This is a genomic window from Streptomyces sp. Y2F8-2 (genome assembly GCF_014905555.1).
GTDB classification, from domain to species: Bacteria; Actinomycetota; Actinomycetes; order Streptomycetales; family Streptomycetaceae; genus Streptomyces; species Streptomyces cynarae.
In genome coordinates this window covers 608,545-632,785 of sequence record NZ_BNGS01000005.1, presented here as the reverse complement: position 1 = coordinate 632,785, position 24,241 = coordinate 608,545, and the positions used below count along the sequence as shown (strand labels likewise).

Genomic DNA, 24,241 nt, shown 5'->3' with positions numbered 1-24,241 from the left:
ACGACGTGGCCGTCATGTCACTCTCAGACGGCACGTTGCGGGCGCAGTGCGCCGGCGCCCGCATCGTCGCCGTCCGCCCTCCGGCGGGCCTCGGCCTGCCAGTACGCGTGGCATGGTGAGGAGGCCGGGTACCGCCGTGCGCAGTCAGGGAGGCGCCCGTGCCCGCTGGACGACCTGTCCTGTCGACGCCGCCGCCGAGGGCCCCGCCGCCGAACGGCGCAGCCGTGCCCACGTGCGCCGCCGGGCCGACGACTCCGGACCCGGGACTTGTCCCGCCGGGATCTGTCCCGCCGGGACCTGTCCCTACGCGGTATCGGTCCCGACCCGGTATCGGTTCCGACCCGGTATCCGTCACGGCCGGGGCCTGTGGAAACCTGCCGGTCCGAGGCCGCCCTCGACTGAGGACCTGATCGGACCTCGCCCCGGTGGGAAGGCCCAGGGAGGTCTCCCGCATGAAGACCTGCATACGGAACGCCGTCCTCACTGTGACCGCGGTGTCGGTGGCCGTCGCTCTGGCGGCCTGCGGACACAGCGGCGAGAGTGCCGTCGGCGGCGGGAGCGGCGGTCCGAGTATCGGCCTGTTGGTGCCGGATGCGGTCACGTCCCGCTGGGAGACGAACGACAGGCCCCTGCTGGAGAAGAAGATCAAGGAGTTGTGCGGCGACTGCACGGTCGTACACGCCAACGCCCGGGGTGATGTGGCCACCCAGCAGCAGCAAGTCGACTCCATGATCACCAGAGGGGTCGATGCACTGGTGCTCGTGGCGGTCGACGCCAGGGCGCTCAGTTCCGCGGTCGGGAAGGCGGAGGATGCGGGTATCCCGGTGATCGCCTACGACCGCCTCTCCGAGGGCCCCATTTCGGGCTATGTCTCCTTCAACGGCCAGGAGGTCGGCAGACTCCAGGGCAGGGCGCTCCTGCGAGCCATGGACGAGAGAGGGCACGGCGACGAGATCGTCATGATCAACGGCGACCCCACCGACCCCAACGCCGTCGCGTTCAAGGAGGGAGCCCTGTCGGTGCTCAGAGGCAAAGTCAAGATCGGCAAGATGTTCGACACACCCATGTGGCGGTCGGACCTCGCCAACATGAACATGTCGGGAGCCATCGCCGACCTGGGCGCCGACCACATCGACGGCGTCTACTCCGCCAACGACGCCCTCGCCTCCGGCATCATCTCCTCCCTCAAAGCGAACAAGATCAGCCCACTGCCCCCGGTCACCGGCCAGGACGCGGACCTCGGAGGCGTCCGGCGCATCGTCGACGGCGAGCAGTACATGACCGTCTGGAAGCCGTTCCAGCCCGAGGCCGCCGCGGGTGCCGCCATGGCCGTGGCCGCCGCCCGCGGCGAGAGTCTCGACCGCATGGCCACCGGCAAGGTGAGCAACCGCAGCGAGAAGGCGGTTCCGGCCGTCCTGCTCACCCCGGTGGCCGTGACCGTCGACAACATCAAGGACACCCTCGTGAAAGGCGGGGTGTACACGATCCAGCAGATCTGCATTCCCCGACTCAGGGCGGCCTGCGACAAGGCCGGACTCACCGGATAGGCCCAACAGGACTGACGGGCGGCCGAACAGGCCGAACAGGTCGAGCGGGCGGCTGGACGGGCCGGACGGGCCGGACGAGCCGTTCACACGGCCGGGCCCGGGAAGGAGATGGTTTCCGTGCCGGCTCAACCCCTGCTGGCACTGCACGGCGTCTGCAAGCGCTTCGGCGTCGTTCAGGTCCTCACCGACATCGAGCTGGAGGTTCGCGCCGGCGAGGTCGTGGCGCTTCTGGGCGACAACGGGGCCGGCAAGTCCACCCTGGTCAAGGTGATCTCGGGCGTCGCGCCCGCGGACACGGGCGTCATCGAGTGGGAAGGCCGGCCGGTGCAGATCAGGCGTCCTCACGACGCCCGGGGACTCGGCATCGCCACCGTCTACCAGGACCTCGCCCTGTGCGGGAACCTCGACGTCGTCGGCAACCTGTTCCTCGGTCGCGAGATCCGAAAGTGGGGATTCCTCGACGAGGTGGAGATGGAACGCTGTACCCGGGACCTGCTGAAGCGCCTGGCGACCGGCCTGACCGATCTACGCTCCCCGGTCGTCTCCCTCTCCAGCGGCCAGCGGCAGATGGTCGCCATCGCCCGCTCGCTCCTCGGCGACCCGCGGCTCCTCCTCCTGGACGAGCCGACGGCCTCTCTCGGCATCCAGCAGACCGCCGAGGTCCTGGAGCTCGTCGACCATCTGCGTGACCGCGGCATGGGAGTACTGCTCATCAGTCACAACATGGCCGACGTCAAAGCTCTCGCAGACCGGGCCGCGGTGCTGCGACTGGGCCGCAACAACGGCTTCTTCAACGTGAACACCGCGTCGCAGGAAGAGATCATTTCCTCCATCACCGGGGCCACGGAGAACGTTCCGCATCGGGTGGCCCACCGGGAGGTGGAGTGGTGAAAGAGAGCCGCAAGAGGGCAGACGACACGCGGGCCGCCCCCAGCGCCCCCCGTCAGCCGCAACCCGGGCGGAAGATCGCCCCTGTCGTGGCGGGCTGGGCCGCGGCGTCCCGGCGCAGGTTCATCGCCGGCGAACTGGGCTCGCTCCCGGTCATCCTCGTGCTCGCCGCGGTGTGGATCGTCTTCCAGTCCCTCAACCCCAACTTCCTCTCACCCAGGAACCTGTCCAACCTCAGTGTCGACATCGTGGGCACGGGCCTGATCGCGGTCGGCATCGTCTTCGTGCTGCTGATCGGCGAGCTCGACCTGTCGGTCGGCTCGATCAGCGGCCTGGCGGCGGCCGTCTTCGCCGTACTGAACGTCAACAACGGCATGCCCGAATGGCTCGCCGTCATCCTCGCCGTCCTCACGGGCACCGCCACGGGGACCATCCAGGGCCTCTCCGTCGCCCGGACCCGCGTACCCGCATTCGTGGTCACGCTGGCGGGACTGCTGACCTGGAACGGCGTCATGCTCTACATCCTCGGCACCACCGGCACCATCGACCTCGACGAGAACGGTTTCGTCGCCAAGCTGACCAGCTACTACTTCGGCAACCACAGCGTCGCCTACGGTCTGGCGGCCTTCGGCGCCGGCCTGCTGTTCCTCATCTCCTACCGGGACAGGCGCCGCCGGCGCGCCCTCGGCCTGCCGCACCGCTCACTCGGGGAGATCGGGGTACGCACGGGAGCACTCGCGGTGGTCGCGTTCGGCGCCGCCTACGTACTCAACCGGTTCCAGGGCCTGCCGCTGGCCCTCCTGATCTTCCTCGTCATCACGGCCGGCCTGGACGTCCTCCTGCGCGGCACACGCTACGGACGGCAGGTCTACGCCCTCGGCGGCGGCATCGAGGCGGCCCGCCGCGCCAGTCTCAGCGTGGTCTGGGTGCAGTCCGCGGTGCTCGCGTTCTCGGGCACGATGGCCGCGATCGGCGGCCTGTTCCTCGCCTCACGGATCACCTCCGTGAGCCAGTCCTCCGGCTCGGGCGTCCTGCTGCTGAACGCCATCGCGGCCGCGGTCATCGGCGGCACCAGCCTCTTCGGCGGACGCGGCACCACCTGGTCCGCGGTGCTCGGCGCGCTGATCATCCAGTCGATCTCCTCGGGCATGTCGATCACGGGCATCCCGGTCGCCGTCCAGTTCGTGATCACCGGCGGAGTCCTCTTCGCCGCGGCGGTCATCGACGCACTGTCACGACGGTCGCAGGAGGCGCATGGGCGGGCGTGAGGCGCCCGTGACGGCGGGGCACCGCCATTTGCCGCCCATATAGCCCCAGACCACAGCGGCCGAAGCGCCCGCTCCAGCTGCGCAGTACTGCGGCGCTCCTGGGCGGGCCACCGGTCGGATACGACGCGGACGTAAACGTTTAAGGGTGAAGCAACTCGTTTACGTCGTCAACAAGTGACTTCATTGAAGGGCTGACGCCGCCCTGTGTACGGTGGCCCGTATGGCAGACACACCCGCCGCCTCGGGCAGTCCCTTGGTCACCGGCTCCGAGATCGCTCGGCTCGCGGGCGTCACGCGGGCCGCGGTCTCGAACTGGAGGCGGCGGTACGACGACTTCCCCGCGCCGGCGGGCGGCGGCGTGAACAGCCCGCTTTTCGACCTGGCCGAGGTTAAGGCCTGGCTGGACAAGCAGCGCAAGGGGCGGGACCTCTCCGAGGAGGTTCAACTGTGGCAGGCCCTGCGCAGTGCATTTGGCGATGAGATGATCGCCGGCGTCGCTGATGTGGCGCAGCTCGTCACCGCCCCGGAGAAGGCAGCCCCGGACGCGCTGCCCGAGGATGTCGTTCGACTGGTGCGCGGCCTGGTCGAGAGCAGTTCGGCGGGGGACGTGGTGAACGCCCTGGCCGAGCGCTTCACCGAATCCGTGCGCAGGGCGGGTTCGGACCAGGTCACCTCACCGCGGATCGTCCGCGCCGTGCGGCACTTCGCCGGTGAGGTGGAGGTGGATGCGACACTCTTCGACCCGGCGTGCGGTATAGGCACCCTACTGCTCGCGGTGGGACCCCAGCGGGGGCCGAGGCGGTGCGGGCAGGAGTCCGACGTCCGTAGCGCCAGGTTCGCGCAGCTGCGAGCCGATCTCACCGGACGTGCTCGCGTCGACATCGTCACTGGCGACTCCCTGCGCGACGACCAATGGACGGGCCTCAAGGCGGACTTGGTGGTGTGCGATCCGCCCGTCGGTGACACCGACTGGGGGCGCGAGGAGCTGCTTCTCGACTCCCGCTGGGAGCTCGGCACGCCCTCGCGCGCCGAGGGAGAGCTGGCCTGGTTGCAGCACGCCTACGCACACACCGCACCTGGTGGCCGCGTCCTCATGGTCATGCCCGCCTCGGTCGCCTACCGCAAGGCGGGCCGCCGCATCCGCGGGGAACTCGTGCGCCGCGGGATCCTCACCCAGGTCACCGCGCTGCCGCCGGGCTCGGCGGTGTCGCACTCACTGCCTGTGCATCTCTGGCACCTGCGCCGCCCACAGTCACCCCGTGACGCCGCCACCAGTGTGCGCATGGTCGATCTGACCGCGAACGACCCGGACGGCTCGCTGGACCCACGGCCCGATCAAGCGGCTGACGTCTCTCTGATCGAGCTTCTCGACGACATGGTGGACCTGACTCCGGGCCGCCACGTGGAGGGATCCCATCGCGACTACGCGGCCGAATACCAGGCCCTCCAGAGGGAGTTGGCCGAACAGGTCCGGCTCCTGGCCGAACCCCTTCCGACACTGAGGGCGGGCAGCGGACCAAGCACCCTGGATGGTTCCGTCAGTGTCGCAGACCTCGCGCGGGCCGGGCTCGTCGAGTACGGCGATCCAGAGCCGGTATCGGCCAGCGACCAGCTCGACACCGACTTCCTCCAGGGTTTCCTGCGTAGCGCGGCCAATACTCGCCGCTCCACGAGCGCCAGCGGTACCTTCCGGCTCGACGGCAAGGGGGCCCGTGTCCCGCAGATGGACATCGCCGAGCAGCGGCGGTACGGGGCTGCGTTCCGCGCCCTTCAGGAGTTCGAGGAGCGGGCGAGGAGATTGGCGGAGCTTAGCCGGGAGGCCGCAGCGCTGGCGCGGGACGGCCTCTGTAACGGCGCTCTGGCACCGGACGACTGACGAACCGTCGCTTCTGGGCCTGCCAGGGCCGCTACGTCACTTCACCGGTGGTACGAACGAGCTGGCCGTTCCGCTCCACGACACCGCGAGCGCTTCCCGGGCTCGCGTGCAGGCGACGAACAGCAGGCACCGCTCGCGCAGCAGGTCGGACTCGTGTTGGAGTGCGTCCACCGAAGCCGACGTCACCTCGCGCGCGAACGGCACCGCGCTGGCCGTGACTCCCAGCACGGCGACGCAGCGGAACTCAAGCCCCTTCATCGCATGCATGGTGGCCAGACGCACCCCGTCCACGTCCGGCCCGGGATTGTCCCGGACCCGGACCACCGGCACCCTGGCGGCGGTCAACTTGTCGTAGACCTTGTCGAGCAGCACGTTGAAGCGGGCGCACACACCGATTTCGGAGGGACAGATGCCCTGCGCGATCCACCCCTCCACGCGCTCGACGAGAGCAGCCACCTCTGCCTGCTCCGAGCCGTACCCGTCCACCTGCGGTCTGCGGCCGTGCAGCAGCGAGCGGTAGCCGGCCAGGGTGTCACTGCCCTCACCGCCCAGGTCGTCGACCGATACGGGGCTGAGTATCCCCGTCGACCAGGCGAGGATCTCTTCGGTGCTACGGTAGTTGATGCGCAGGCGGTGGGTGCGCCCGGTGACCGAGATTCCCAGTGACCCGAGGGAGACCTTGGAGTCGTAGATCCGCTGGTGCGGGTCGCCCGTGATGAACAGGTCGTCGCTGCCGGGAGCCACCGCGCCGCGCAGGACGCGCCACTGGGCCGGGTGGAGATCCTGCGCCTCGTCGACCACCACGTGGTCGTGCGTCGGCGTCGAGGCGGCCAACAGCTCGGCGGCCCGTGAACACACCTTCAGGTGCGTGGTGGCTTTCTGCTCGCGCAGCAACGACTCGAACAGCTCGACCGCGGGCCACAGTTGGTCCCGCTTGGCCGGCGACAGTGCGCTGCCCCGGCCGCGGCGGGTCGCCGCGCGGTACGCGTCCAGGCTGCGCAGGTCCTGGGCCAGGATCACGTGCCGGTACTCCTGCGCCAGGAACTGCTCGGTCCACGGCAGCCCGAGCTTCTTGACGACCCGCTGCCACAGCTGCCGTTCCTCCCGGTCGTTGATGGGGGAGGGGGCCTTGCCGTCGAGGCGGGTCACGATGCCGTGCGCATAGGCGTTGACCGTCGTCACCTCGACGCGCGCGAGCAGCGACTCGTCCCCGTCGAGCAGGAGAGAGAGGTTCTCGCGCAGCGAGGCGGCCAGCGCGTTGGTGTAGGTGGTCAGCAGGACCCGGGCGTCGGGCGAGCGACTGAGCAGGTGCTTCACCCGGTGCAGCGCCGCGACCGTCTTGCCGGTTCCCGGACCACCCGTGACCTGGACCGGTCCGCCGTACGACACCCGGTAGGCGACCCGGCGCTGCGAGGGGTGCAGGAACACGCGCCAGGCCGCGAACGGCTTCTCCAGGATGTCGGCGAGCTCCTCGGGGCCGGTGACCAGCGTGATGCGGCTCGTGGTGTTGGCGATCGCCACGGCGAGGCTCTCGTCCGGATCGGGACCGGCATCGACGGGACGCCGCACGGCGACCACATCCCGGTAGACCTCCTCCGGGCTGAACCCTTCGGCGAGGTACTGCAACACCTCGAACTGGTCCTCCGGCAGCAGCGTCCCGAACGCCTCCAGCTGCGCCTTGTCCACGATGGTGCGGACGGCACGCAGCACCTGATCGTCGATGCCGAGTTCGCGCAGCACAGTGTCCGAGTAGGCGGCGAACAAAAGGGAGTCGGCGGCGGCCGCCGCCTTCTCCAGTTGGGGGGTCAGCTGCTCGATCGCCACCACGTTGCGCACCTCGAGCGCCCTGGTCGCGGAGTTCGTCGTGTACAGCCGCTTGGCCGCCCAGGTGTACGCGTCGTCGTGGGGAACGACGTTGACGAGCAGAAACACGTCACCGCCGTCGTCAGGGGCGAGGACGACCCCGCGCCAGAAGTCGTTGATGCGGATGGTCCGCATACGCGGATCCCGGGCGTTCTCGACCGACTCCAGGTGCAGCCCCTTGTCCGCCTGCAGTTCCGGAACGGTCAGCTGCTGGAACTTCTGCATCGCCTTGCGCACGCCGGCCCTTACGGGCCTCTCGAGGACGTCGTAGCTCTCCCAGAAGCTGTTGGCGAACGCGAGCTGCGGCACGACGTGCACTCCCCACCCTGAACGGACCCTGCGCAGTCGATCATACGCGCGGGGTGGTCCGCGCAGGTCAGTCGCGGCACAGGCCGGTCATGCGCTGGGCGACCGCCGAGATATCCGTGAGCAGTCCCGCCGGCTCCTGGTCGAGGTCGAGGGCGTGCTGGTGGATCACGATGCCCGCGTGACGCACTCGGTGGGCCGCGTGCGAGGCGTTGCCCTTGGCGTACACCAGGTGTCCTTCGTTCAGACCCAGGGCGGTGCAGTACGCCAGCATCTGGTACAGGTCGGCGTCCGGGAAGCCGCCCCACTTCTCCGCCTTGTACTTCGCGTCCGCCACCGCGCACGGGGTGCCGTCCGGCCCGTACAGCACGAAGTCCGGCTTCATCCGGATCGCGGCGGCGTCGTCGAGGTGGTGCGTGTCCTGGAACCGGGCGGAGAACCTCGAGCCGCGAAAAGACTCCCGCAGAGCGACCGTGACGAAGTCCTCGAAGAGCTTGTTCATGTCGAGCAGGAATCCGTCGATCCGCAGCCCGCCCGGCGCGTGCTCGACCGAGGTGCCGTCGAGCACGGCTCGGGCGAGGCGGAGCGCATGGTGGTACCGGGCGTTGAGGCGCGTCGGCCGCCACTCGGGAACCGGCTGTCCGCGCACGATCGCCGGGACGTCGGCGAGCCGGGCACGCTGGTGCAGCAGTCTCCGGCGCACGTCGCGCGGTACGCCGGGCAGGCGCAGCAGGCGTTCGACGGCCGTGCGCAGGATGCGGTTCTCCGCGATGTCGGTGGTGAATTCGTCGTACGCCACCTCTACGGGCAGTGTCGCACCGAACCGCCGCCGTATCTGCTCGGCCTCCCGGATCCGGCCGCGCACGACGAGACCGGTCTCCTCAGTCGTCCGGTACCCCTGCAACAGGCCCTGCCGCAGAGCCCGGTCCACCTGCCGCTCCACGGCGTGCGCGAGGGCGGGCAGCAGATCGCGGTGCTCGGCCACCTCGACGTCACCGTCCCGCCATGCGCCCTTGGGGTCGAGGCTGTAGCCGAGCAGGAAGAAGAGCCGGGCGATGGGCACCTTCGGCCTGACGCGCACGGTGACCGGCTCCCCGCCGCCCGGAACCGCGACCGCCACCGCGCCGACCTTGCTGCCGGCGCGCAACGACCAGCGGCCCGGCGTGTAGGGATCGGGAGCCGCATCCACGATGTCTCCGGCGGCGAGGGCCCGGCCGATGCTGTCGGGCAGGGCGAGGCTGACCGCCGGCGCGTGCTCGACGAGCTCGACGGACGACGCGGGCCCCTCGACTGCGACGACGGCCGTCACGCCAGGGACTCCCGCAGCGCGGCCAGTCCGTAGCGCTTCTCGATGTCCACGCCTTCGCCGTAGTGGTGCTCCTCCAACAGCGGAAGGATCTTCGTCCGCCAGGTCCGCTCGAGGCCACCCGCCCGATAGACACCCTTCTTCATCAGGTACGAGGGGCCTATGCGGAAGTCCGGGTCGTCGATACGGGAGTTGAGCGCGTCCAGCAGATCAGCGGGTTCGGTGTCCTTGCCCTCCCTCACCAGCCAGCGGCGCAGCAATCCGCTCGTCGGCTCGGTACGGGGCGACAGCTCGACGAACGCGAAACGGCGGCGCATCGCCGCGTCCACGAGCGCGATGGACCGATCCGCGGTGTTCATGGTGCCGATCACGAACAGGTTCGGCGGCAGCGCGAAGTCGTCACCGGAGTAGGTCAGCCGCACCGACTTGTTCCGGTACTCCAGCAGGAAGTACAGCTCGCCGAAGACCTTCGCCAGGTTGGCGCGGTTGATCTCGTCGATGATCAGGAAGTGAGGGATGTGCCGGTTGCCCTCGCGGGAGGCGAGGTCGGCGAGTTCGCGCAGCGGCCCGGCGGTGAGCCGGAAGGCGACATCCCGGGTCTCCGGGTCCTCCTGCGGCCGGAAGCCTTCGAAGAAGTCCTCGTACGCGTACGACGGGTGGAACTGCACGAGTTTCACCTGCTCGGGACCGCCGCCGAGGAACTCCGCGAGCTTCAGCGCCAGATATGTCTTGCCCGTTCCCGGGGGCCCGTAGAACACCAGCTGGCGCTCGTCCCACAGCAGATCGCGTACTTCGTGCAGCCAACTCACGTCGTGCACCAGAAGGTCCGCGGCGAGCCCGTCCGTCGGCTCGGGCAGCTCGAGCTCACGGCGCACGGCAATGACCGGGATCTCCACGGTCGGGTCCCGCTCCATGGCCTGGGCTCCCTCGGCCAGTTCCTGATCGCTGAGGCCAAGCCCGTCGACCAGAGCCTGGACGGAGGAGAGGTCGACCACGTCGTGCTGGATGGACAGCTTCTGCTGCAGTTCCTCCGGCAGTTCGTCGTACGGATAGCCGTCCGGCTGCCACTCCACGGGGCGGTGCAGGTTGGACCGCGCACCCTCGGACTCGCTCTGTTCCGCCCCACCGGTGATCTCGCCCACGTACAGATGGCCGCCGGAGATGGTGCAGACCGTGTCACCCGGTTTCATCCGAGACAGGAACGCGTGCAGTTCCTCCACCAGTTGCTGCTTCTGGCTGTAGGTGGCGGTGGACTCGTAGTCCTCCTGGACCAGGAGGCGAAGCTGATCCTTGCTGATGCCCTGCCCCACACCCTGGCGCAGCCGGGAGGCGGCGAGCGTGACGCGTCCCTCCGGCAACCACATCCGCTGCACCAGGTCCAGTCCACTCACGTTCGACCCGCGAACCAGCCAGGGGCGGTTGGGGCCCGGCCACATACCCGGCATGAAGTCGCCAAGGGGACGACCGTCCTTCGTCTTCCAATTGAGCCAACCGTTGGCACTATGGCCTTTCAACACCGCTGCGGCTCTGGAAGAGGAGTCGAAGGTGATCGTTTCGGCTGTCTCCAGCCAGCCGGGCCACCTTTCGGACGGCTTGATCCGTCCCTGCCGGATCAGCTCCTCGCGCTCCATGTGGGCACCGGCCACGCGGGTGGGGAACGACGGCACGACCTCCGGTCGCACGGGTTGGCCCGCGGGAACAACGAACTTCCGGCTTCCATTCGTCCCCAGTTCATCCGCCGGCCGCCCCTGGGCCAGTGGTCCGCCGTTGGGCAGACGCAGATAGAACTCCGGGTACTCCCTGCTTTCTTCAGCCGGCATGGCTGGCCCCTCCCCGCGCACAGATCCACCGACTACGGTAGGGCCACCCACCGACAATGGGCCGGTCGGGTCCTTCACGCACGGGCGGACGGCCGGGGCGCTCCTCCGACTGGCCCCAGGGCGTTGAGGAGACGCACGAACGTACCGCGCGGCAGGCAAATCGGTGCGACCGCTGGGGGGACAGTGATCGGCTTGAAGATACCGGAGATCTACTGGGACGACGAGGGGGCCGTCAGCCTGCTCGTGGAGTACTTCACCCGTCGCCGTTCGCGGGGTGATCTGTTCTATTCAGGCGCGCACTTCGAGCGGCTGGGCGGAGGTGGGGATGCCAAACATGTCGCCAACCGATTCGACAGCACCGACGTGGTGGCCATCACCACGCTCAGCGTTTCTCTGGACGCCCATGGCGCCCTCACCCTCTTGGCGGATCGCGACGGGCACTTCTCGCGTCTGCTGACGCAGATTCCGCGCGACGCGCGCTTGGAGGATTCCGCCAGCGACAAACTGATCGCCCCTGGGGGACCGGCGTGGGAACTGTGGGAACGACTGGCAGACGGCAACAAGTACCCGAACAAACCGGACGGCAGCGGGCCGGTCATCGCCGGCAAGTTGCTGGCCCGCAAGCGCCCCCACCTGATTCCGATCTATGACATCCGCGTCAAGCAGCTGTTGGAACGGCCGAAGATGGACCACTCCTTCTGGCCCGCATTGGCAGTCGCTCTGCGAGCAGATGGTGGCGCCTTCCGCGACCGGTTGATTCACCTCCGTAGCAAGGCGGGCATCGGTGAGGACATCGGCATTCTGAGAGTCTTCGACGTCATTGCCTGGATGAAGGGCGGAGAAGGCCCGAATCGGACGAGCTGAGACGTAGCGGCGGCTTGGGGTGACAACCCGACGGTCAAGACGTCCAGTCGGGCAACCGGGGATGGTTGACGGCTCCGGGAAGGTCGCACCACGGCCGCAGTTCTTCGTAGGCCTTGGCCCCGTCGTAGCTGAGGTCGGGTCCATTCATCCTGTACGACTCGGCCAGGGCCACACAGGCGGCCTCGCCCTTGGTGCTGACCGTTCCCGGGTCCAGTTGGTCTGCACCGTTCACGGCGGCATCCAGGCAGTTGCCCAGGGCCCCGTGGTCGTCCGCGGTGTCGCCGCTCGCGGCTGTTTTGTCCAGAGCCACGACGGCGTCCGCGCAGTCTCGAGGCATCTTGGTGCGCTCGAAGGTGACTGCCCTGATCAGCTCGTCCACTGCCGTGTCGGCGGCTTTGTCCTGCTTACCGTAGGTATAGAGGAGGTACTTGCTGTAGGGCAGCCACCACACGCGGTAGGTGTTCTTCCGGGCGCCGTCGTAGTCGGGAAGAACGTCCGTGGTCATGACCCAGCTGATGGCCCTCTTGCCGCCGATGCCGGTCAACGGACCGTCGTGCACGGCGATCACCGACTCGTCCGTGGTATTGCCGTTGTCGTCCTCGACGGACCACATCGCGCCGGCGTCGCGCTGGCCATCACGGATCTGGTCAACGGTCAGCGTCGGGGAGTACACGATGCGTATGCCGGAGTCCGGGTGATCGACCAGGGAGAAGTCGGCTTCCGCCGTGGCGGTGGTGGAATCCTGCTCCCCGTCCACCTGCTGGTTGTCATCGCTGCGCTGAGCTGCCTGCTCGAAATCCGAAGGGACGGTGACATGGAGGCCGCCGAACACGGACATCGGTTGTGGCGCCGGTGAGGTGGTTTCCTGTGCGTCCGGTGTGCTGTCCACGGCCGGAGTTGCGCTGGGCGTACGCGAGTTCGACGCCGCGGGCTTCGACTCCTTGACGGGGCCCGCAGCCTGGTGCCGGTGGGTGGAACTGCTTCCAGCCATGGCGGCAGCGACGCCCCCCGCAGCAGAGCCCACGACCACGGCGGCGGCCAGGGCATACAGGGCGCGGCGTCGCGGGTGGCGTCGGCGTTCAGCGGGTCTGAGTGGCCGCCCTGCGGAAGGGCCGTCCGATCCCGGGGATGTGGGCGAGGAGGGAGCCTGCGGTGAGGGAGCCGTCGGCCGAGGCGGCGGGGCCGTCTGCGTGGGCGCCGATGAGACCTGCGGGATGCCAGCCTTCGGCGGCGTGGGTTCAACGGCCGCCGGTGAGCCGGAGGGAATCTGGGCTGTCCCGGGCTGTGCTTCGCCCGGCTGGCCGACGGGCAGCGGAACATCCCAGCGGGCACGCGCCGGCGGAACCGTGACGCCGGTGTCGGCTGCGGGCGAGTCTCCTTGTTGCCCACTTCGGCCGGAGGTTCGGGTGTACGCCAAGGTCGGGAACACGAGGGTGCCCGAAGGCCCGTAGGCGGAGGCCGTCCGCTCGGCGATCTCCGCCGCGCTCGGCCGACGCTCGGGTTCCTTGTCCAGGGCCTCACGGACGAGGGGCAGCAGTGCGTCGGGCACACCCCTGAGAGAGGGCGCCGCGCTGATGATGCGGTGCGTGATACCCGTAGGCGTACCGAACGGATGAGAGCCGGCCGAGGCGTAGGCGACGAGCAGCCCCCAGGCGAAGATGTCACAGGCCGGGAGGGTGAGGCCGTCGGTGAGTTGCTCCGGCGCCATCCATCCCGGAGTGCCGGTCGTCACCGATGTCTCGGTGATCGCGGTGGCGTCCAAGTGGTGGGCGATGCCGAAGTCCACGACGCGTGGTCCATCGGCGGACAGGAGCACGTTCGTCGGCTTCAGGTCGCGGTGGGCGACCCCGGCATCGTGGATGCAGGCCAGTGCGTGGGCGACAGCCGCCGCGAAAGTCAGCAGATTGCCGGGTGCCATCGCCCCGTGGTTCTGGACATGCTCGTGCAGGGTGTCTCCGTGCACGTAGGCCGTCGCCAGCCAAGGCAGGGGCGCATCGGGGTCAGCAGCGATCAGCGGGACGAGGTACGGGCTTGTGACCTTGCGAAGCGTCGTGGTCTCGCGCCGGAAGCGGGCCCGGTGGGCGGGGTCGGCAGCGAAGCTCTGGTGCAGCACCTTGACGGCGAGCGGCTCCCCTCCTGCGGGGTCGGTTGCGTAGTAGACCGTGCCCATGCCGCCGGATCCGAGACGCCGGATCAGCCGGTAGGGACCTATCTGTTCGGGGAGCTCGGAAGGTTGGGACGGACGGGGGGTTTCGGGCGGGTTCACCGGCATGGTTCGCCTCCCGTCACCATGAACGGCCGCCTGCGAGAAGTAGTCCGTTCGCGGAGACCGGACAGATGAGTCATGTACCCCCCTGATGCTCTGCGCCCATTCGTGGCCACCGATTGGCCCAGCGCTCGACCGACTCCGGGAGGTCCGTGCATTGGCGCCGGTCCGCCTTCCGCCCGGGTGGCACGGCACAGCGGTTCGACGAAGCTCCCCCCTCATCGGCGGAGACACTTTAATGCCAAACTATCGGGCGGGACGACAAGGGGGCTGTTGGGCGGCGTTGTATGCCGTCCGCATCCACGCGCTCGCCCGCTCCGGTGGGGCGTGTGTGTCGATGCCGAGTACGTGGATGACGCCAAGACCGCGCTGAGGGCTGCCGATCCGCAGCGTGCGTCGGGCGTATCCGCCCGGCTGAGGATGGACGATGACCGCGCTCGGGGCTTCGGCGGGTGTGTACCCGGCGCTGTAGGTCAGGAGCTGGTGGATGTCGCCCGCGCTCACGCCATGGCGGTCGTAGCGCTTGTACTTGGCGTCTATGGGCAGCAGGGTGTGATGGTCCATACCGGGGTGGGGCAGGTTGAGCAGAAGGTCGGGGCGGAACGTCGAGGTACTGCCGAGGTCGCCTCGGACGGTGATGCCGGTCCCTCCGTTGCTGGGGACGGGACGGCCTCCGTGCGGGGTGGCCGCATCGGTGGCGAGCCGCCGGACGACGGCTTCCCAGAGCGCGGGCATGGCCAGCAGGAGGCCGCCCGCCGTGGTGCCGTGGTCGGTCAGCAGGTCGCTCACACCTCCGCCGCGCAACAGCAGGCGGGCCCACGTGTGAGCGGGACGGTAGCGGGCGTTGAGGCGTGTGTACTGGGTGCGCTCGAGGGCGCGCAATGCGGTGGCGGGCGTGCCGGAATCCGGGAACGCGTCGGCGACGCCGTGCAGGCTGCGGGCCAGCCGGGAGTCGGTCGTCAGGCCGAGAGCGGCTTTCAGGGCCGTTCCGAGGACGCGGTTGTCCCAGATGTCCGCCTCCCTGTCGAAAGTACGGACATGCAGCTGGTCCAGTTGCCCGAAGCGGCGGGTGGCCTGCGCGGCGACGTCCAGGCGCCCGCGCAGCACCGGCTCGAGGCTCTGATGGCGGACGTAGTCCCGGCGCAACCCCTCCCGCAGGAGCTTCTCGCACTCCTCCAGCAGCGCGGCGGCCACGAGGTCGGCGTAGCCGTCAGGGGCGGTGGACCAGCGCCTGGCCGCCGTCGGGACAGGGGTGTGGAGCGCGTAGGCGAGCCAGGTCATGAGCTGTTCGCCCGGAATGGCGAACTTCGGTTCTATGAGCAGCCGGACCCGGTCCAGGGCCAGTACGCCTACGGTGGCCTCGGCCTTGAGCCTCCACCCTGCGCGGGCCGTGATCAGAGTCAGGCAGCCGCGTGCCTGCAGGGCGTTCAGCCGGTCGAGATCCCGGGCGGTGAGCTGGTCAGGGCCCAGCTCGGCGGACTCGTACTCGCCGAGCCGGACCTCGGGGCGGCGGTCAGGCATCAGGGCCCATCGCGTCACTGGTGAATTCGGTGGCCAGCGCGTCCGGGAGATCCTGAGGGGACATGAGCACGGGCCGCCCGGTGTGCGGGTCGACCAGGCCGCCGAGGATGCGGTGCAGCAGGTCGGCGCGGCCGAGGCAGTAGTCCTCCAGGAGAGGCACCACCTCGTGGTGGAAGGCGGCGGCCAGGTCCTCCTCGGTGGCGATCGGCTCTCCGTCGCGCATCAGGTAGGCGTGCCCGATCTGGTGATCCGTGTCGAGGTGGTGGGCGATACGGCTGTTGAGGGACTCCAAGAAGGCCGCCAGGTCGAGGGGGCCGACCGTTCCCGACACGGCGTCCGGGTCGGGACCCACGGGCAGGAAGGCGAAGCGGCGGCGCACCGCGGCGTCCAGGTGGCTGATGCTCCGGTCGGCCGTGTTCATCGTGCCGATGATCCGGACGTTCGGCGGCACGGAGAAGCTGCGCTTGCTGACCGGCAGGTCCACAGGCAGGTTCCGTTTGTCGAGTTCGAGGAGTGTGATCAGCTCACCGAAGATTCTCGGCAGGTCGCCTCGGTTGATCTCGTCAATGATCAGGAGGAAGGTCTGGTCGGGATGGCCGGCGGCGCGACTGCAGAGCGTGTGGAACAGGCCGTCCGCGAGGGCGAGGGTGAGCCCGGGCCCCTTGGCGTCGAGGTCGGGCTTGAATCCTTCGACGAAGTCCTCGTATCCGTAAGACGGGTGGAACGTGACCAGCCGGACCTGGTCACTGCTCAGCACCTCGGCCTGCGCCTCCATACGTCGCTCCGGTTCCGAACCGTCGAGCACGTCGACGCGGCCGGCCAGGGCGAGGGCGGCGCCCAGGGCGAGCCGTGTCTTGCCGGTGCCGGGCGGTCCGTGCAGGATGACCTGTCCCTTGCGTTCGACGGCGTCCAGGACTGCCTGAATGTCTTCGGGCAGGGCGACGGGCCTACTTTCCGACTCCACACCGGCGCCCGGAGCGGAGTCGGACCGCTGCGCGGTGAACTTGGCGAACGTGGTCGGGTCGACCCTGGCGAAGGTGGACCGCCAGCCGCGCTGGGGCTTTGACAGTTTCTGTGCGTGGGAAAGGTCCCACGTCACCGGGACGATGTGCTGGTACTCCGGCCGGTCCGGAACGAACTGGTAGCTTCCGGCGACGGTGCCGGTGGCCAGGACCTCGTCGATCCCGCGGTTGGCCACGATCCGGTCGCCGGGCTCCAGGTCCCGGAAGGCGAGGAGCCTGCGGGCGGTGGTCAGACTGCCGCCGCTACCGCCGGGATAGCCCCTGTCAAGGGCCTCCTTGAGTTCTGTGTCGCTCTGGTACTGGCCCAGGTCACCCAGTTCGTCCCAGCCCACGCAGATGAAGCCACCGTCGCGGCACTCGCCCCAGAGCCGCCCGCGCTCGCCGGGAGCGATCTTCCAGATCGTGCGTTGCTGGGGACGCGGGTCGAATTCCCGGTAGAGGAAGGTCATCACCTCGAGCCCGCTCCAGCCCTCGAACTCCGGCCTCGACCGGACGAGTTCGAGGAGCCTGCGGTTGCTGCGCCAGGCGGGCGAGTCGGCATCCGTCGTCCCGCCGAGCCGGATGAGGAACTGCCGAAGGTGTTCGGCGGAGTAGACCGGCAGGAAGTGTTCGGGGAAGTAGACGGCCAGTGACTTGGTCACCAGGGCCGGACCGAACCTCAGCGCGGACAGTTCGTCCACGGCCTCGAAGTCCCCGGCGGCGACCGCGTCGAACGCTGCGACGAACTGACCCCGAAGCTCCTCCCACGCGTCTCGCGGATCCGCCTTGCGCAGCGGGGCCGCCAGGCGCCACTCGCCCGAGTTGTGGCGGTACATGATGTGCTTCGCGGCGCTGCCGCCCTTGATGCTGCCCAGGTTCGGAGTGAGGAACTCGAGCAGCCGGCAGTACGTCGGTTCCGACCCGGCGGGCGCGGGCTGGCCGAGGGCATAGCGCTCGAGCGGCAGCGTCTTCCACCCCTCCAACGGGAAGAGGGCGAGCACCCGCTTGCGCTCCTCCCCGGCGGCTGACTCCGTTTCCGCGACGGCCGTCCGATCGAACTGGCCCGCTGCGGTGCTCACATCCACCCCACCTGTCATGCCGCCATGATGCCGGACGACCTTGAGCCCGCTGCCTGTTGTTGGTGGTTCGTCTGCGGACGGCTCTGTCGGCTGACACCATGGACCGGAAGGTGCAGCTCCAGCTCCGTACTCGCGGAGCGCGGCGACGCAGGTGATCGGGGGAAGCCATGGCGGACTGGATCTACATCCTCAACCCGAACAAGGACACGCTGGACGGGGAACCCTCCACCAAGGAGACCATCCGCCGCCTCGCCCACGAAGAACCCGAACTCGATCTCTGGCTCAGCCGGCGCAACCGTATGAACCCGGGGGACCGCCTGTGGTTCTTTTTCAGCCAGCCGGAGTCGGCCGTAGCGGCGCTGGCCGAGATCGACAAGGAGCCGTACGAGGATCCCGAGGACCCGGAGTTCTCGTACCGGGTCGAGGTGACCCTGCTGCCGGAGGCGACGGACGCCTTGTGCGGCAGCCCGGTCGGCCGGGACGAACTGGGGCTCGGCCAGGTGAGGTCGGTGCAGAAGGTGAAACCCGAGGCGCTGCCGGTGCTGCTGGCGAGGGCGGGATTGTAGGACGACGGGACGGACACGAGGCGGGACGGGGCGCTACGGCGCGAGAACCCTGCGCCCGTCGAGCAGCCGGTACCCGCCGCCCGGCTATCGTGATCGGTATGCCGTCCTCGCACCTGCTGATCATCGGAGACCGGGCCGCCCTGAGCTGGGTGGTGACCGAGCAGCGGATGGCGTTCCCGGCGGGCCGGTCGGAGGCGGCCCGGACGCTGGCGGAAGGCGACGAGATCTTCCTCTACACCACGCGCGGCTGCTTCCGGAATCCGACGCGGGACCTGGGGCGGATCATCGGCCGGGCCACGCTCGCGGGCCCGGTGCGGGCCCTGGACGAGCCGGTCGTCTTCGGTGAGCGGACCTTCCCGGAGGGCTGCCGTCTGAAGTTCTCCGGCCTGGCCTCCTTCCGTGAGGGGCTGGTCCTGCGCGACATGGTTCCCCGCCTGTCGGTGTTCCCCGACCCTGCCACCTGGAGCGTTCGCATGCGGCGCGCCTGGCTGACGCTGCCGCCGGCCGACGCCGACCTGGTGCGCGCGGAGTTGGAGCCGCTGCTGCGCCCCTACGAGGAGGCGGCCGAAGGCTACCGCTGGGAGGCACCCGTGTCCGGTTAGCCGGGAGCGTCCCGGCCGGGCGCCCCGGGCCTGCGGAAGCCCGGAAGACCGGCGTGTCGCCTACTCCGGGGGCGTGGGGGTTCGGGGGTGCGGTACATCGCCTGGACATCCAGCTCCAGTTGTACGGTCGGTCCCACGACCGCGATGCCCCGGGCCGGCATCGAGCGCCAGTTGAGGGTGAAGTCCTCGCGGCGCAGTTCGGCCTTCGCCAGGGCCGCGCAGCGCAGTTCTTGGTCGTAACCGCCGTTCACCGTGCCGAGGTAGGTCGTGTCCAGGCTCACGGAGCGGCTGATGCCGTGCATGGTGAGCGTGCCGTGCAGCGTCCACTTCGAGCCGCCGCGGTAGCCGAACCGCGTGCTGACGAAGTTGATGTACGGATAGCGCTCGACGTCGAGGAAGTCCGCGGAACGCAGGTGGTTGTCACGGGTCTTGTTGCCCGTGGTGATGCTGGACTGGGCGGGTCTGCGAGGCGGTTGGGGCCGGCGGCGTCTGCCGCACACCGGTGGCGGGGCCGGCGCTGAAGGGCGGGTCCGCTCCCGATGCCCGCGGTGCAGAGGTGCCGCAGGCATCGGGACAGGATCACCGGCTCCGGGTCATGCGGGAGTGCCGCCCGCGTAGTCGCTGTTGAAGGTGGTCTCGATGGTGGTGGCCACGGGCTCGGCCACCCCGGTACCCGTGAGGATGAGGCCGAGCTCGCGGTTGTTGTTCAGCGAGTTGCTGCTGATGTTCATGGAACCCGCCTCCACCTTCTGGGTGGACAGACCGTAGTCGGCGACCATCGCCTTGGCGTGGATGTAGAAGCCGTTGGGGTCGGAGTAGCCGACGACCGTCCCGCCCGCCGCCTTGATCGCGGACACCTGGCTGGAGTAACTGGACGGGTTCTCCAGGACCACCCGCACGGCCACACCCGCCTTCGCCCGCGCCACGATGGCGTTGACCACCGTGCTGTCGCTGAACTCCAGCTCTTCGACGTCGAGCTTCGCGGTGGCGCCGTTGATGACGGACAGCAGGCGGTTGCGGGAGTCGGTGGGGGACCAGAGCAGGTGGTCACCGTCGGTCGGGGTGATCGAGGTGTCGGCGTAGTCGGCGTTGAAGACCTTCTCGATCGAGGCGACGTCGCGGCTGTCGTCGTCGAACACGCCGTAGTCACGGCTGGTCGTGTAGTACTGGGAGGTGAGGTTGCCGGTCAGGACCAGCGACTTGACGTCGTCCACCGTGATGGTCTTCTGGTGCGTGTAGACGAAGGTGGACGGCGACCACACCACTCCCACACCGGCGCTCTTCAGGGAGTTGTACGCCGAGCTGTTGGCGGACTGGTGCTGGCGGTCCAGGATGACCCGCACGGTGACGCCCTTGTTCTCCAGGGCTATGAGGTCGTTGACCGCCGTGGTGTCCTCCAGCTCGTACATGGTCATGTCGAGGGAGGTGGTGGCCGAGTTGATGAAGTCGTAGATGGTGGGCTGGCTGCCGTTCTGCGAGAAGGCGAACGCGGCGTAGCTCGCGGCGTTCGCGGGGAGGGCGGTGGCGAGTACGGTTGCGCCGGCCGCCAGGGCGACACCTGCCCGGCCGATGACCTTCCACAGCATGCCTGACTCCTAGTCGAGTTGACGTTCGGAGTGGGGGGTGGGCGCGTGCATGACACCACGCGCGTAGACGTCGAGGAAGGGCAGTGCGGTGAACTTGGCGTGACCGGCAGGTCGCGCGTACGGACAAAGTGGACTCCGCGCAGGTGGCGGGCGGTGCGAGCGATCCCCTCGAAAGCGCAAAAGTTTCGTATGCGACGGCCCACGATCCCCGTACGCCGGGAGGATCATGCCGCCGGTGCGTCGAGGGGCGAGCGTCCAGATGCGGCGGGCGTGGCTGTCGCTGCTGCCGGGTGATGCCGACCTCGTGCGTACGGCGTCGGAGCCGCTGTTGCGGCCGTACGGCGAAGTCCGCGAACGGGTACCGGTGGGAGCCTGCGTCGCTCTGATCGTCGCCGTTCGCTGCGGGGCCCCGACCGGGGGCGATACGGTGTGGACGAAGTCTGAGTCCTGTGGGGGGCGCATGTCATTCCAGACGCCCGATCGCGAGCGCGGTGGAGAGGATCCATCGCCGTGAGTACGTGTTGCCGGCGATCCAGCAGGAGTTCGTCTGGTCGCGCGACAAGATCAACCGACTGTTCGACAGCCTGATGCGCGGCTATCCCATCGGCTCCTTCCTCATGTGGCAGGTCCAGGAGGGCAACGCCGGCCGCTTCACCTTCTACGACTTCATGCGCGACTACCACGAGCGCGACAACGCCCACTGCGCGCCGACGGGCCCCCTCGGCAGCCGGGCGGTCACGGCGATCCTGGACGGCCAGCAGCGGCTGACGGCCCTGAACATCGGCCTGTACGGGTCGTTCACCGCGAAGCTCCCGCGCTTGTGGGCGAACAACCCGCTCGCCTACCCGAAGAAGTACCGATTGCGGTCGCCGGAATCGGCTGGGCAGCGCAGGCCGACGAGTTCGTCGCACTCATGCATGGCGCCCCGGCCGCGCTCTCTTTCCCCTGACGCGCTGTCTTCGGCCGAGGGGCGCCGCTATTCCGGCTGATGAGTGGGCCCAGCATCCGATCCCAGCCTGTGCCCGTGCGTGCCGGACGGACCCAACGGCCTGTTGTCCTCGCCGCACTTGCTGATCACCTGTGCCCAGGGCGCCCCGAGCCGGATGCACACAGTCCGACTTCCCGAGGGCTGTTGGTCCGAGTGGTGGGCTCGGAGCGACCTGCGTGCGAATGAGCTGGGCACACGGTCGGTGATATCTTCTGTGTTGACTCGTTGACGGTGTCAACAGGACCGCCGTACTCTCCAGTGTGAGCGCGATGTGATGCGGCACGTGGAATGCATTGAGCGTCAGCCGCTGCCAACCAATCGTGAAGTGACGAAGTACTGCCGGAATGCCGCGCGTAGGCATAGTCTGCGGGAATTACCGCACGTCGGGCTGGGGCGGCCTGTAGTGCGGCGGAGGTGTCATGGGTGGGGACCCTTATGTATCGGCAGCGGTCGGCGAGCGTCGGGAGCCGCAGGCGTCATTGATGCGTCGCGACGGTTCGGAGGTGCCTGACCCGTATGGCGACCGGGCCCTGCTGACCTCTGTCATGACAAGGGGCTACGACGCCGTACCCGAACCGGAACGGGATCGGCTACTGCGCTATCTCGAAGCGGTTGTCTCGGTCCGCCGGGCGCCGGTGCACACCACCGTCGCATTCAACGCCGTGTATTTCGGTTACGAACTCGGCGGCGACGGCTATGGCGGCAGCCCGCTGCGTCTCGACGACTTCCCCATGATCACCTTCGGTGAGTGCGCTCCTGTGCTCCCGGTCGGTGCCATGGTGTGCGTCGCCACCGGGTCGGACCCGCTCTACGCTGAGATCGTCTACCGGGAGGGCGCACACCCGGAGGTGGGCGTCCTCGGTGACGTACCGGCCTGGGTGTCGGGGGCTCCTGCCGGCGCCGAGGGGCCGGGCAGGCCGGGGAGCAGTGCCGCTCCCCGGCGAAGGGAGCTCCTGGTCCCGGATTTCCACGCCTTCGGACCGGGCCTGAGCCTGTCACCGGCCCAGCTCCACCGCTTACGCACACGCCAGCGCTGGATCAACAGCGACGGCCATGTCGTCGTCGACGTCTCCTATCCGTCTCGGGATGCGGCCCGGAGCGACGACCTGACGGCCTATGCGGATTACCTCATGACAACGGCCCGGGAGCAGTTGCTCAGTCCCTTTGTTCCCGTTTCCCTCGCCGAACTGGTGGGCGGCACACGCGACGACGATCTGCGGACGGGTCTACTCGGTCTCCTCGACACGGTGCGGGGGGTCCTCAACTCCAGCGACGCGCTGCGCACATGGCGTCACTACGCCATGGCCCGGACCTCGCTCGCGGACTGCTGGCGCGACACTGGACCGCTGGGCGGCGATGACTTGAGGTCCCTCGCGGCAGCGGTGGAACACGCGGCCACCCCGGCGAGGCGGCGCTATGGCCTCACCACTCCGGTCTCTGTGTACACAGCGGTCGGACCGCGGCTTCGCGGGTTCCCCGGGGCAACCGAACTGCTAAGGGGAGTGGGGTACGCCGCAGCGGTGTGCCGCGCGAATGTGGCGCTCGCCGACGTCGTCCAACGTGACAGCGATCATGGCCTGTTCGAGAACGGTTCCCGGATCACGCTCGATGACGCCTTCGAGGGCGGAGGCGTATGGCGGTCCCATCATCCCGGTGATGCGGAAACCCTCAGAGAGCCCTTGGTCCCGGCCGGACGCGGGTGGAAGTCCACGACTTGTGCGCCACCGGAGCCAGAACCGGAGCCGGACGCAGAACCGCAGCGGCAGCCGGAAGCGGATGTGGATCCGGTCGACCTGCCCCTCGCCGACGATACCGCCCTCGGCCCCAGCGAGCTCCTGCGGACCGACGCGCAGGAGATCGTTTGGCGGTTGCCCCTGCGGCTGGCCCATCTCATCAATGGCTGGCTTCCTCTGCACTCGGAGGTCGCGCGGGAACTTCGCCGGCTGTACGGCCGACGCTGCACGGCACGCCTGGAACTTGACCACTCGGGCCCGGCGTTGGATGGGCGCGCGATGGTTCACGACGTCGCCGCCGAACTCGGTGACGGCACCGGTCGGCTGACCGGAGTCGCCTGGCCCTGCGACTTCTTCCCGGGACTGATGCTTGAGCTGCGGTGGCTCCGCGGCGGCCTGGTGGTTCGCGCGGCCACGATTCGGCTCGAAGAACCGGTGCAGGTCGGCGATCGTGTGATCGGGCACTGCTTCGATCCCCGTGTTCTCACGAGGGAGGACGCTCCGGGCAGTGACCGCCACGGTGACACGGCAGTCGGGCTCGGCCCGCGGCAACTGGTGATGCGCACGGTGCGCCGTTGCGGGTTGCTCACCCTGGACGGCCACGCTCTCCTGGACCGTTCGGTCCTGCCGAGCGCGGTCTACGGACGCAGGCCGGCACGGTCGCAGGCAGCAGCCCTGGAATCGGCCGTCGTGGAACTGCTCGCCGAACGGCTGCTGGAGCCGGCCTTCGGTAGCCGCGACCCCTGGGGCCAGCCGCACTTCCCGGCACGCGCCGGGGAGCCGACCATCCCCCTCATCGGCTACTGTCCTGCTCAACGGCGGGTGATACGCCCATGGGGCGGCACAGAACCGGGCGGCGGTGGGCTGCGCGGCGTCCAGTTCGTCCCCGGCCATCTGCGCCGTCTGCGGCCGGGTTGCTCGCCCAGCGAAGCTCAGCGAGCGGCCTTTCGAGAGCATTGCCGCAGGCTCGGCAAGGCGGACGGCTGGGAACTGCCCGAAGGGTACACGTTCGTCACCGAGCACACGCGCGGCCGCTGATCCGCAATCCCGCTCGCCCTCCAGCTCATCGGCCCTTGTCTCGTTCGTCTCTTCTCGTCCCTCTTCAAGTCTCCTCGGCGTTGAGTGAGCCGATCTCGCAAACCAGCCACACGAATGGAGTAG

17 protein-coding genes are annotated in these 24,241 nt (G+C 68.9%); 9 read left to right on the top strand and 8 right to left on the bottom strand.

All coding sequences use genetic code 11. The annotated features are described in order from the left end of the window. Positions 1-452 precede the first annotated feature (452 nt). From SY2F82_RS20390 to SY2F82_RS20375, 4 genes are all read left to right on the top strand, one after another. On the top strand, positions 453-1,547 hold the full coding sequence (locus SY2F82_RS20390) for a sugar ABC transporter substrate-binding protein (RefSeq protein WP_200420528.1): 1,095 nt from the start codon (positions 453-455) through the stop codon (positions 1,545-1,547). 108 nt (positions 1,548-1,655) lie between these two features. Next, positions 1,656-2,438: an ATP-binding cassette domain-containing protein gene (locus SY2F82_RS20385; protein WP_200420527.1), complete on the top strand. Its 783-nt coding sequence runs from the start codon at positions 1,656-1,658 to the stop codon at positions 2,436-2,438. Then, positions 2,432-3,703 (top strand): sugar ABC transporter permease, encoded by a 1,272-nt coding sequence (locus tag SY2F82_RS20380; RefSeq protein ID WP_200420526.1) that lies wholly within the window; start codon positions 2,432-2,434, stop codon positions 3,701-3,703. Before SY2F82_RS20385 ends, SY2F82_RS20380 begins: the two co-directional genes overlap by 7 nt. Positions 3,704-3,923: 220 nt before the next feature. Beyond that, complete coding sequence (locus tag SY2F82_RS20375) at positions 3,924-5,579, top strand: N-6 DNA methylase (RefSeq protein ID WP_200420525.1); 1,656 nt, start codon at positions 3,924-3,926, stop codon at positions 5,577-5,579. A gap of 36 nt (positions 5,580-5,615) precedes the next feature. On the opposite strand, the gene SY2F82_RS20370 is transcribed toward SY2F82_RS20375, so the two are convergent. From SY2F82_RS20370 to SY2F82_RS20360, 3 genes are all read right to left on the bottom strand, one after another. After that, positions 5,616-7,751: a UvrD-helicase domain-containing protein gene (locus SY2F82_RS20370; protein ID WP_200420524.1), complete on the bottom strand. Its 2,136-nt coding sequence runs from the start codon at positions 7,749-7,751 to the stop codon at positions 5,616-5,618. Between the two features lie 67 nt (positions 7,752-7,818). Next, positions 7,819-9,057, bottom strand: a complete 1,239-nt coding sequence (locus tag SY2F82_RS20365; protein WP_200420523.1) for an McrC family protein — start codon at positions 9,055-9,057, stop codon at positions 7,819-7,821. Next, positions 9,054-10,874 (bottom strand): DUF4357 domain-containing protein, encoded by a 1,821-nt coding sequence (locus SY2F82_RS20360; RefSeq protein WP_200420522.1) that lies wholly within the window; start codon positions 10,872-10,874, stop codon positions 9,054-9,056. Before SY2F82_RS20360 ends, SY2F82_RS20365 begins: the two co-directional genes overlap by 4 nt. Positions 10,875-11,057: 183 nt before the next feature. On the opposite strand from SY2F82_RS20360, the gene SY2F82_RS20355 reads away from it, so the two are divergent. Further along, complete coding sequence (locus tag SY2F82_RS20355; protein ID WP_200420521.1) at positions 11,058-11,738, top strand: DUF6308 family protein; 681 nt, start codon at positions 11,058-11,060, stop codon at positions 11,736-11,738. A gap of 34 nt (positions 11,739-11,772) precedes the next feature. Here the strand turns inward: SY2F82_RS20355 and SY2F82_RS20350 are convergent, their stop codons facing one another. The 3 genes from SY2F82_RS20350 to SY2F82_RS20340 all read right to left on the bottom strand — a co-directional run bounded on the left by SY2F82_RS20350 (position 11,773) and on the right by SY2F82_RS20340 (position 17,605). After that, positions 11,773-14,010 carry a serine/threonine-protein kinase gene (locus SY2F82_RS20350; protein ID WP_268980399.1) on the bottom strand — a complete coding sequence of 746 codons (2,238 nt, stop codon included), beginning with the start codon at positions 14,008-14,010 and terminating at the stop codon, positions 11,773-11,775. 240 nt (positions 14,011-14,250) lie between these two features. After that, positions 14,251-15,525 carry an McrC family protein gene (locus SY2F82_RS20345; protein WP_200420519.1) on the bottom strand — a complete coding sequence of 425 codons (1,275 nt, stop codon included), beginning with the start codon at positions 15,523-15,525 and terminating at the stop codon, positions 14,251-14,253. After that, on the bottom strand, positions 15,518-17,605 hold the full coding sequence (locus SY2F82_RS20340; RefSeq protein ID WP_236041639.1) for an AAA family ATPase: 2,088 nt from the start codon (positions 17,603-17,605) through the stop codon (positions 15,518-15,520). Before SY2F82_RS20340 ends, SY2F82_RS20345 begins: the two co-directional genes overlap by 8 nt. Before the next feature lie 167 nt (positions 17,606-17,772). Here SY2F82_RS20340 and SY2F82_RS20335 point away from each other — a divergent pair, with 167 nt between their 5' ends. Further along, positions 17,773-18,171 carry an EVE domain-containing protein gene (locus tag SY2F82_RS20335; RefSeq protein ID WP_200420517.1) on the top strand — a complete coding sequence of 133 codons (399 nt, stop codon included), beginning with the start codon at positions 17,773-17,775 and terminating at the stop codon, positions 18,169-18,171. A 98-nt stretch (positions 18,172-18,269) separates the two neighbouring features. After that, on the top strand, positions 18,270-18,773 hold the full coding sequence (locus tag SY2F82_RS20330) for a hypothetical protein (protein ID WP_200420516.1): 504 nt from the start codon (positions 18,270-18,272) through the stop codon (positions 18,771-18,773). Here the strand turns inward: SY2F82_RS20330 and SY2F82_RS39935 are convergent. Then, a complete protein-coding gene (locus tag SY2F82_RS39935) occupies positions 18,770-19,342 on the bottom strand; it encodes a YceI family protein (RefSeq protein ID WP_374707188.1) in 573 nt (190 codons plus the stop codon). The two genes, SY2F82_RS20330 and SY2F82_RS39935, sit on opposite strands and share 4 nt — an antisense overlap. Positions 19,343-19,366: 24 nt before the next feature. Beyond that, complete coding sequence (locus SY2F82_RS20320) at positions 19,367-20,359, bottom strand: phospholipase D-like domain-containing protein (protein WP_200420515.1); 993 nt, start codon at positions 20,357-20,359, stop codon at positions 19,367-19,369. A gap of 491 nt (positions 20,360-20,850) precedes the next feature. Here SY2F82_RS20320 and SY2F82_RS20315 point away from each other — a divergent pair, with 491 nt between their 5' ends. Further along, positions 20,851-21,348, top strand: coding sequence for a DUF262 domain-containing protein (locus tag SY2F82_RS20315; protein WP_200420514.1), 498 nt, complete (start codon positions 20,851-20,853; stop codon positions 21,346-21,348). Between the two features lie 502 nt (positions 21,349-21,850). Next, the gene (locus SY2F82_RS20310; RefSeq protein WP_236041638.1) at positions 21,851-24,118 is read left to right on the top strand and encodes a hypothetical protein; all 2,268 of its coding nucleotides are present in this window, start codon (positions 21,851-21,853) and stop codon (positions 24,116-24,118) included. Positions 24,119-24,241 lie beyond the last annotated feature (123 nt).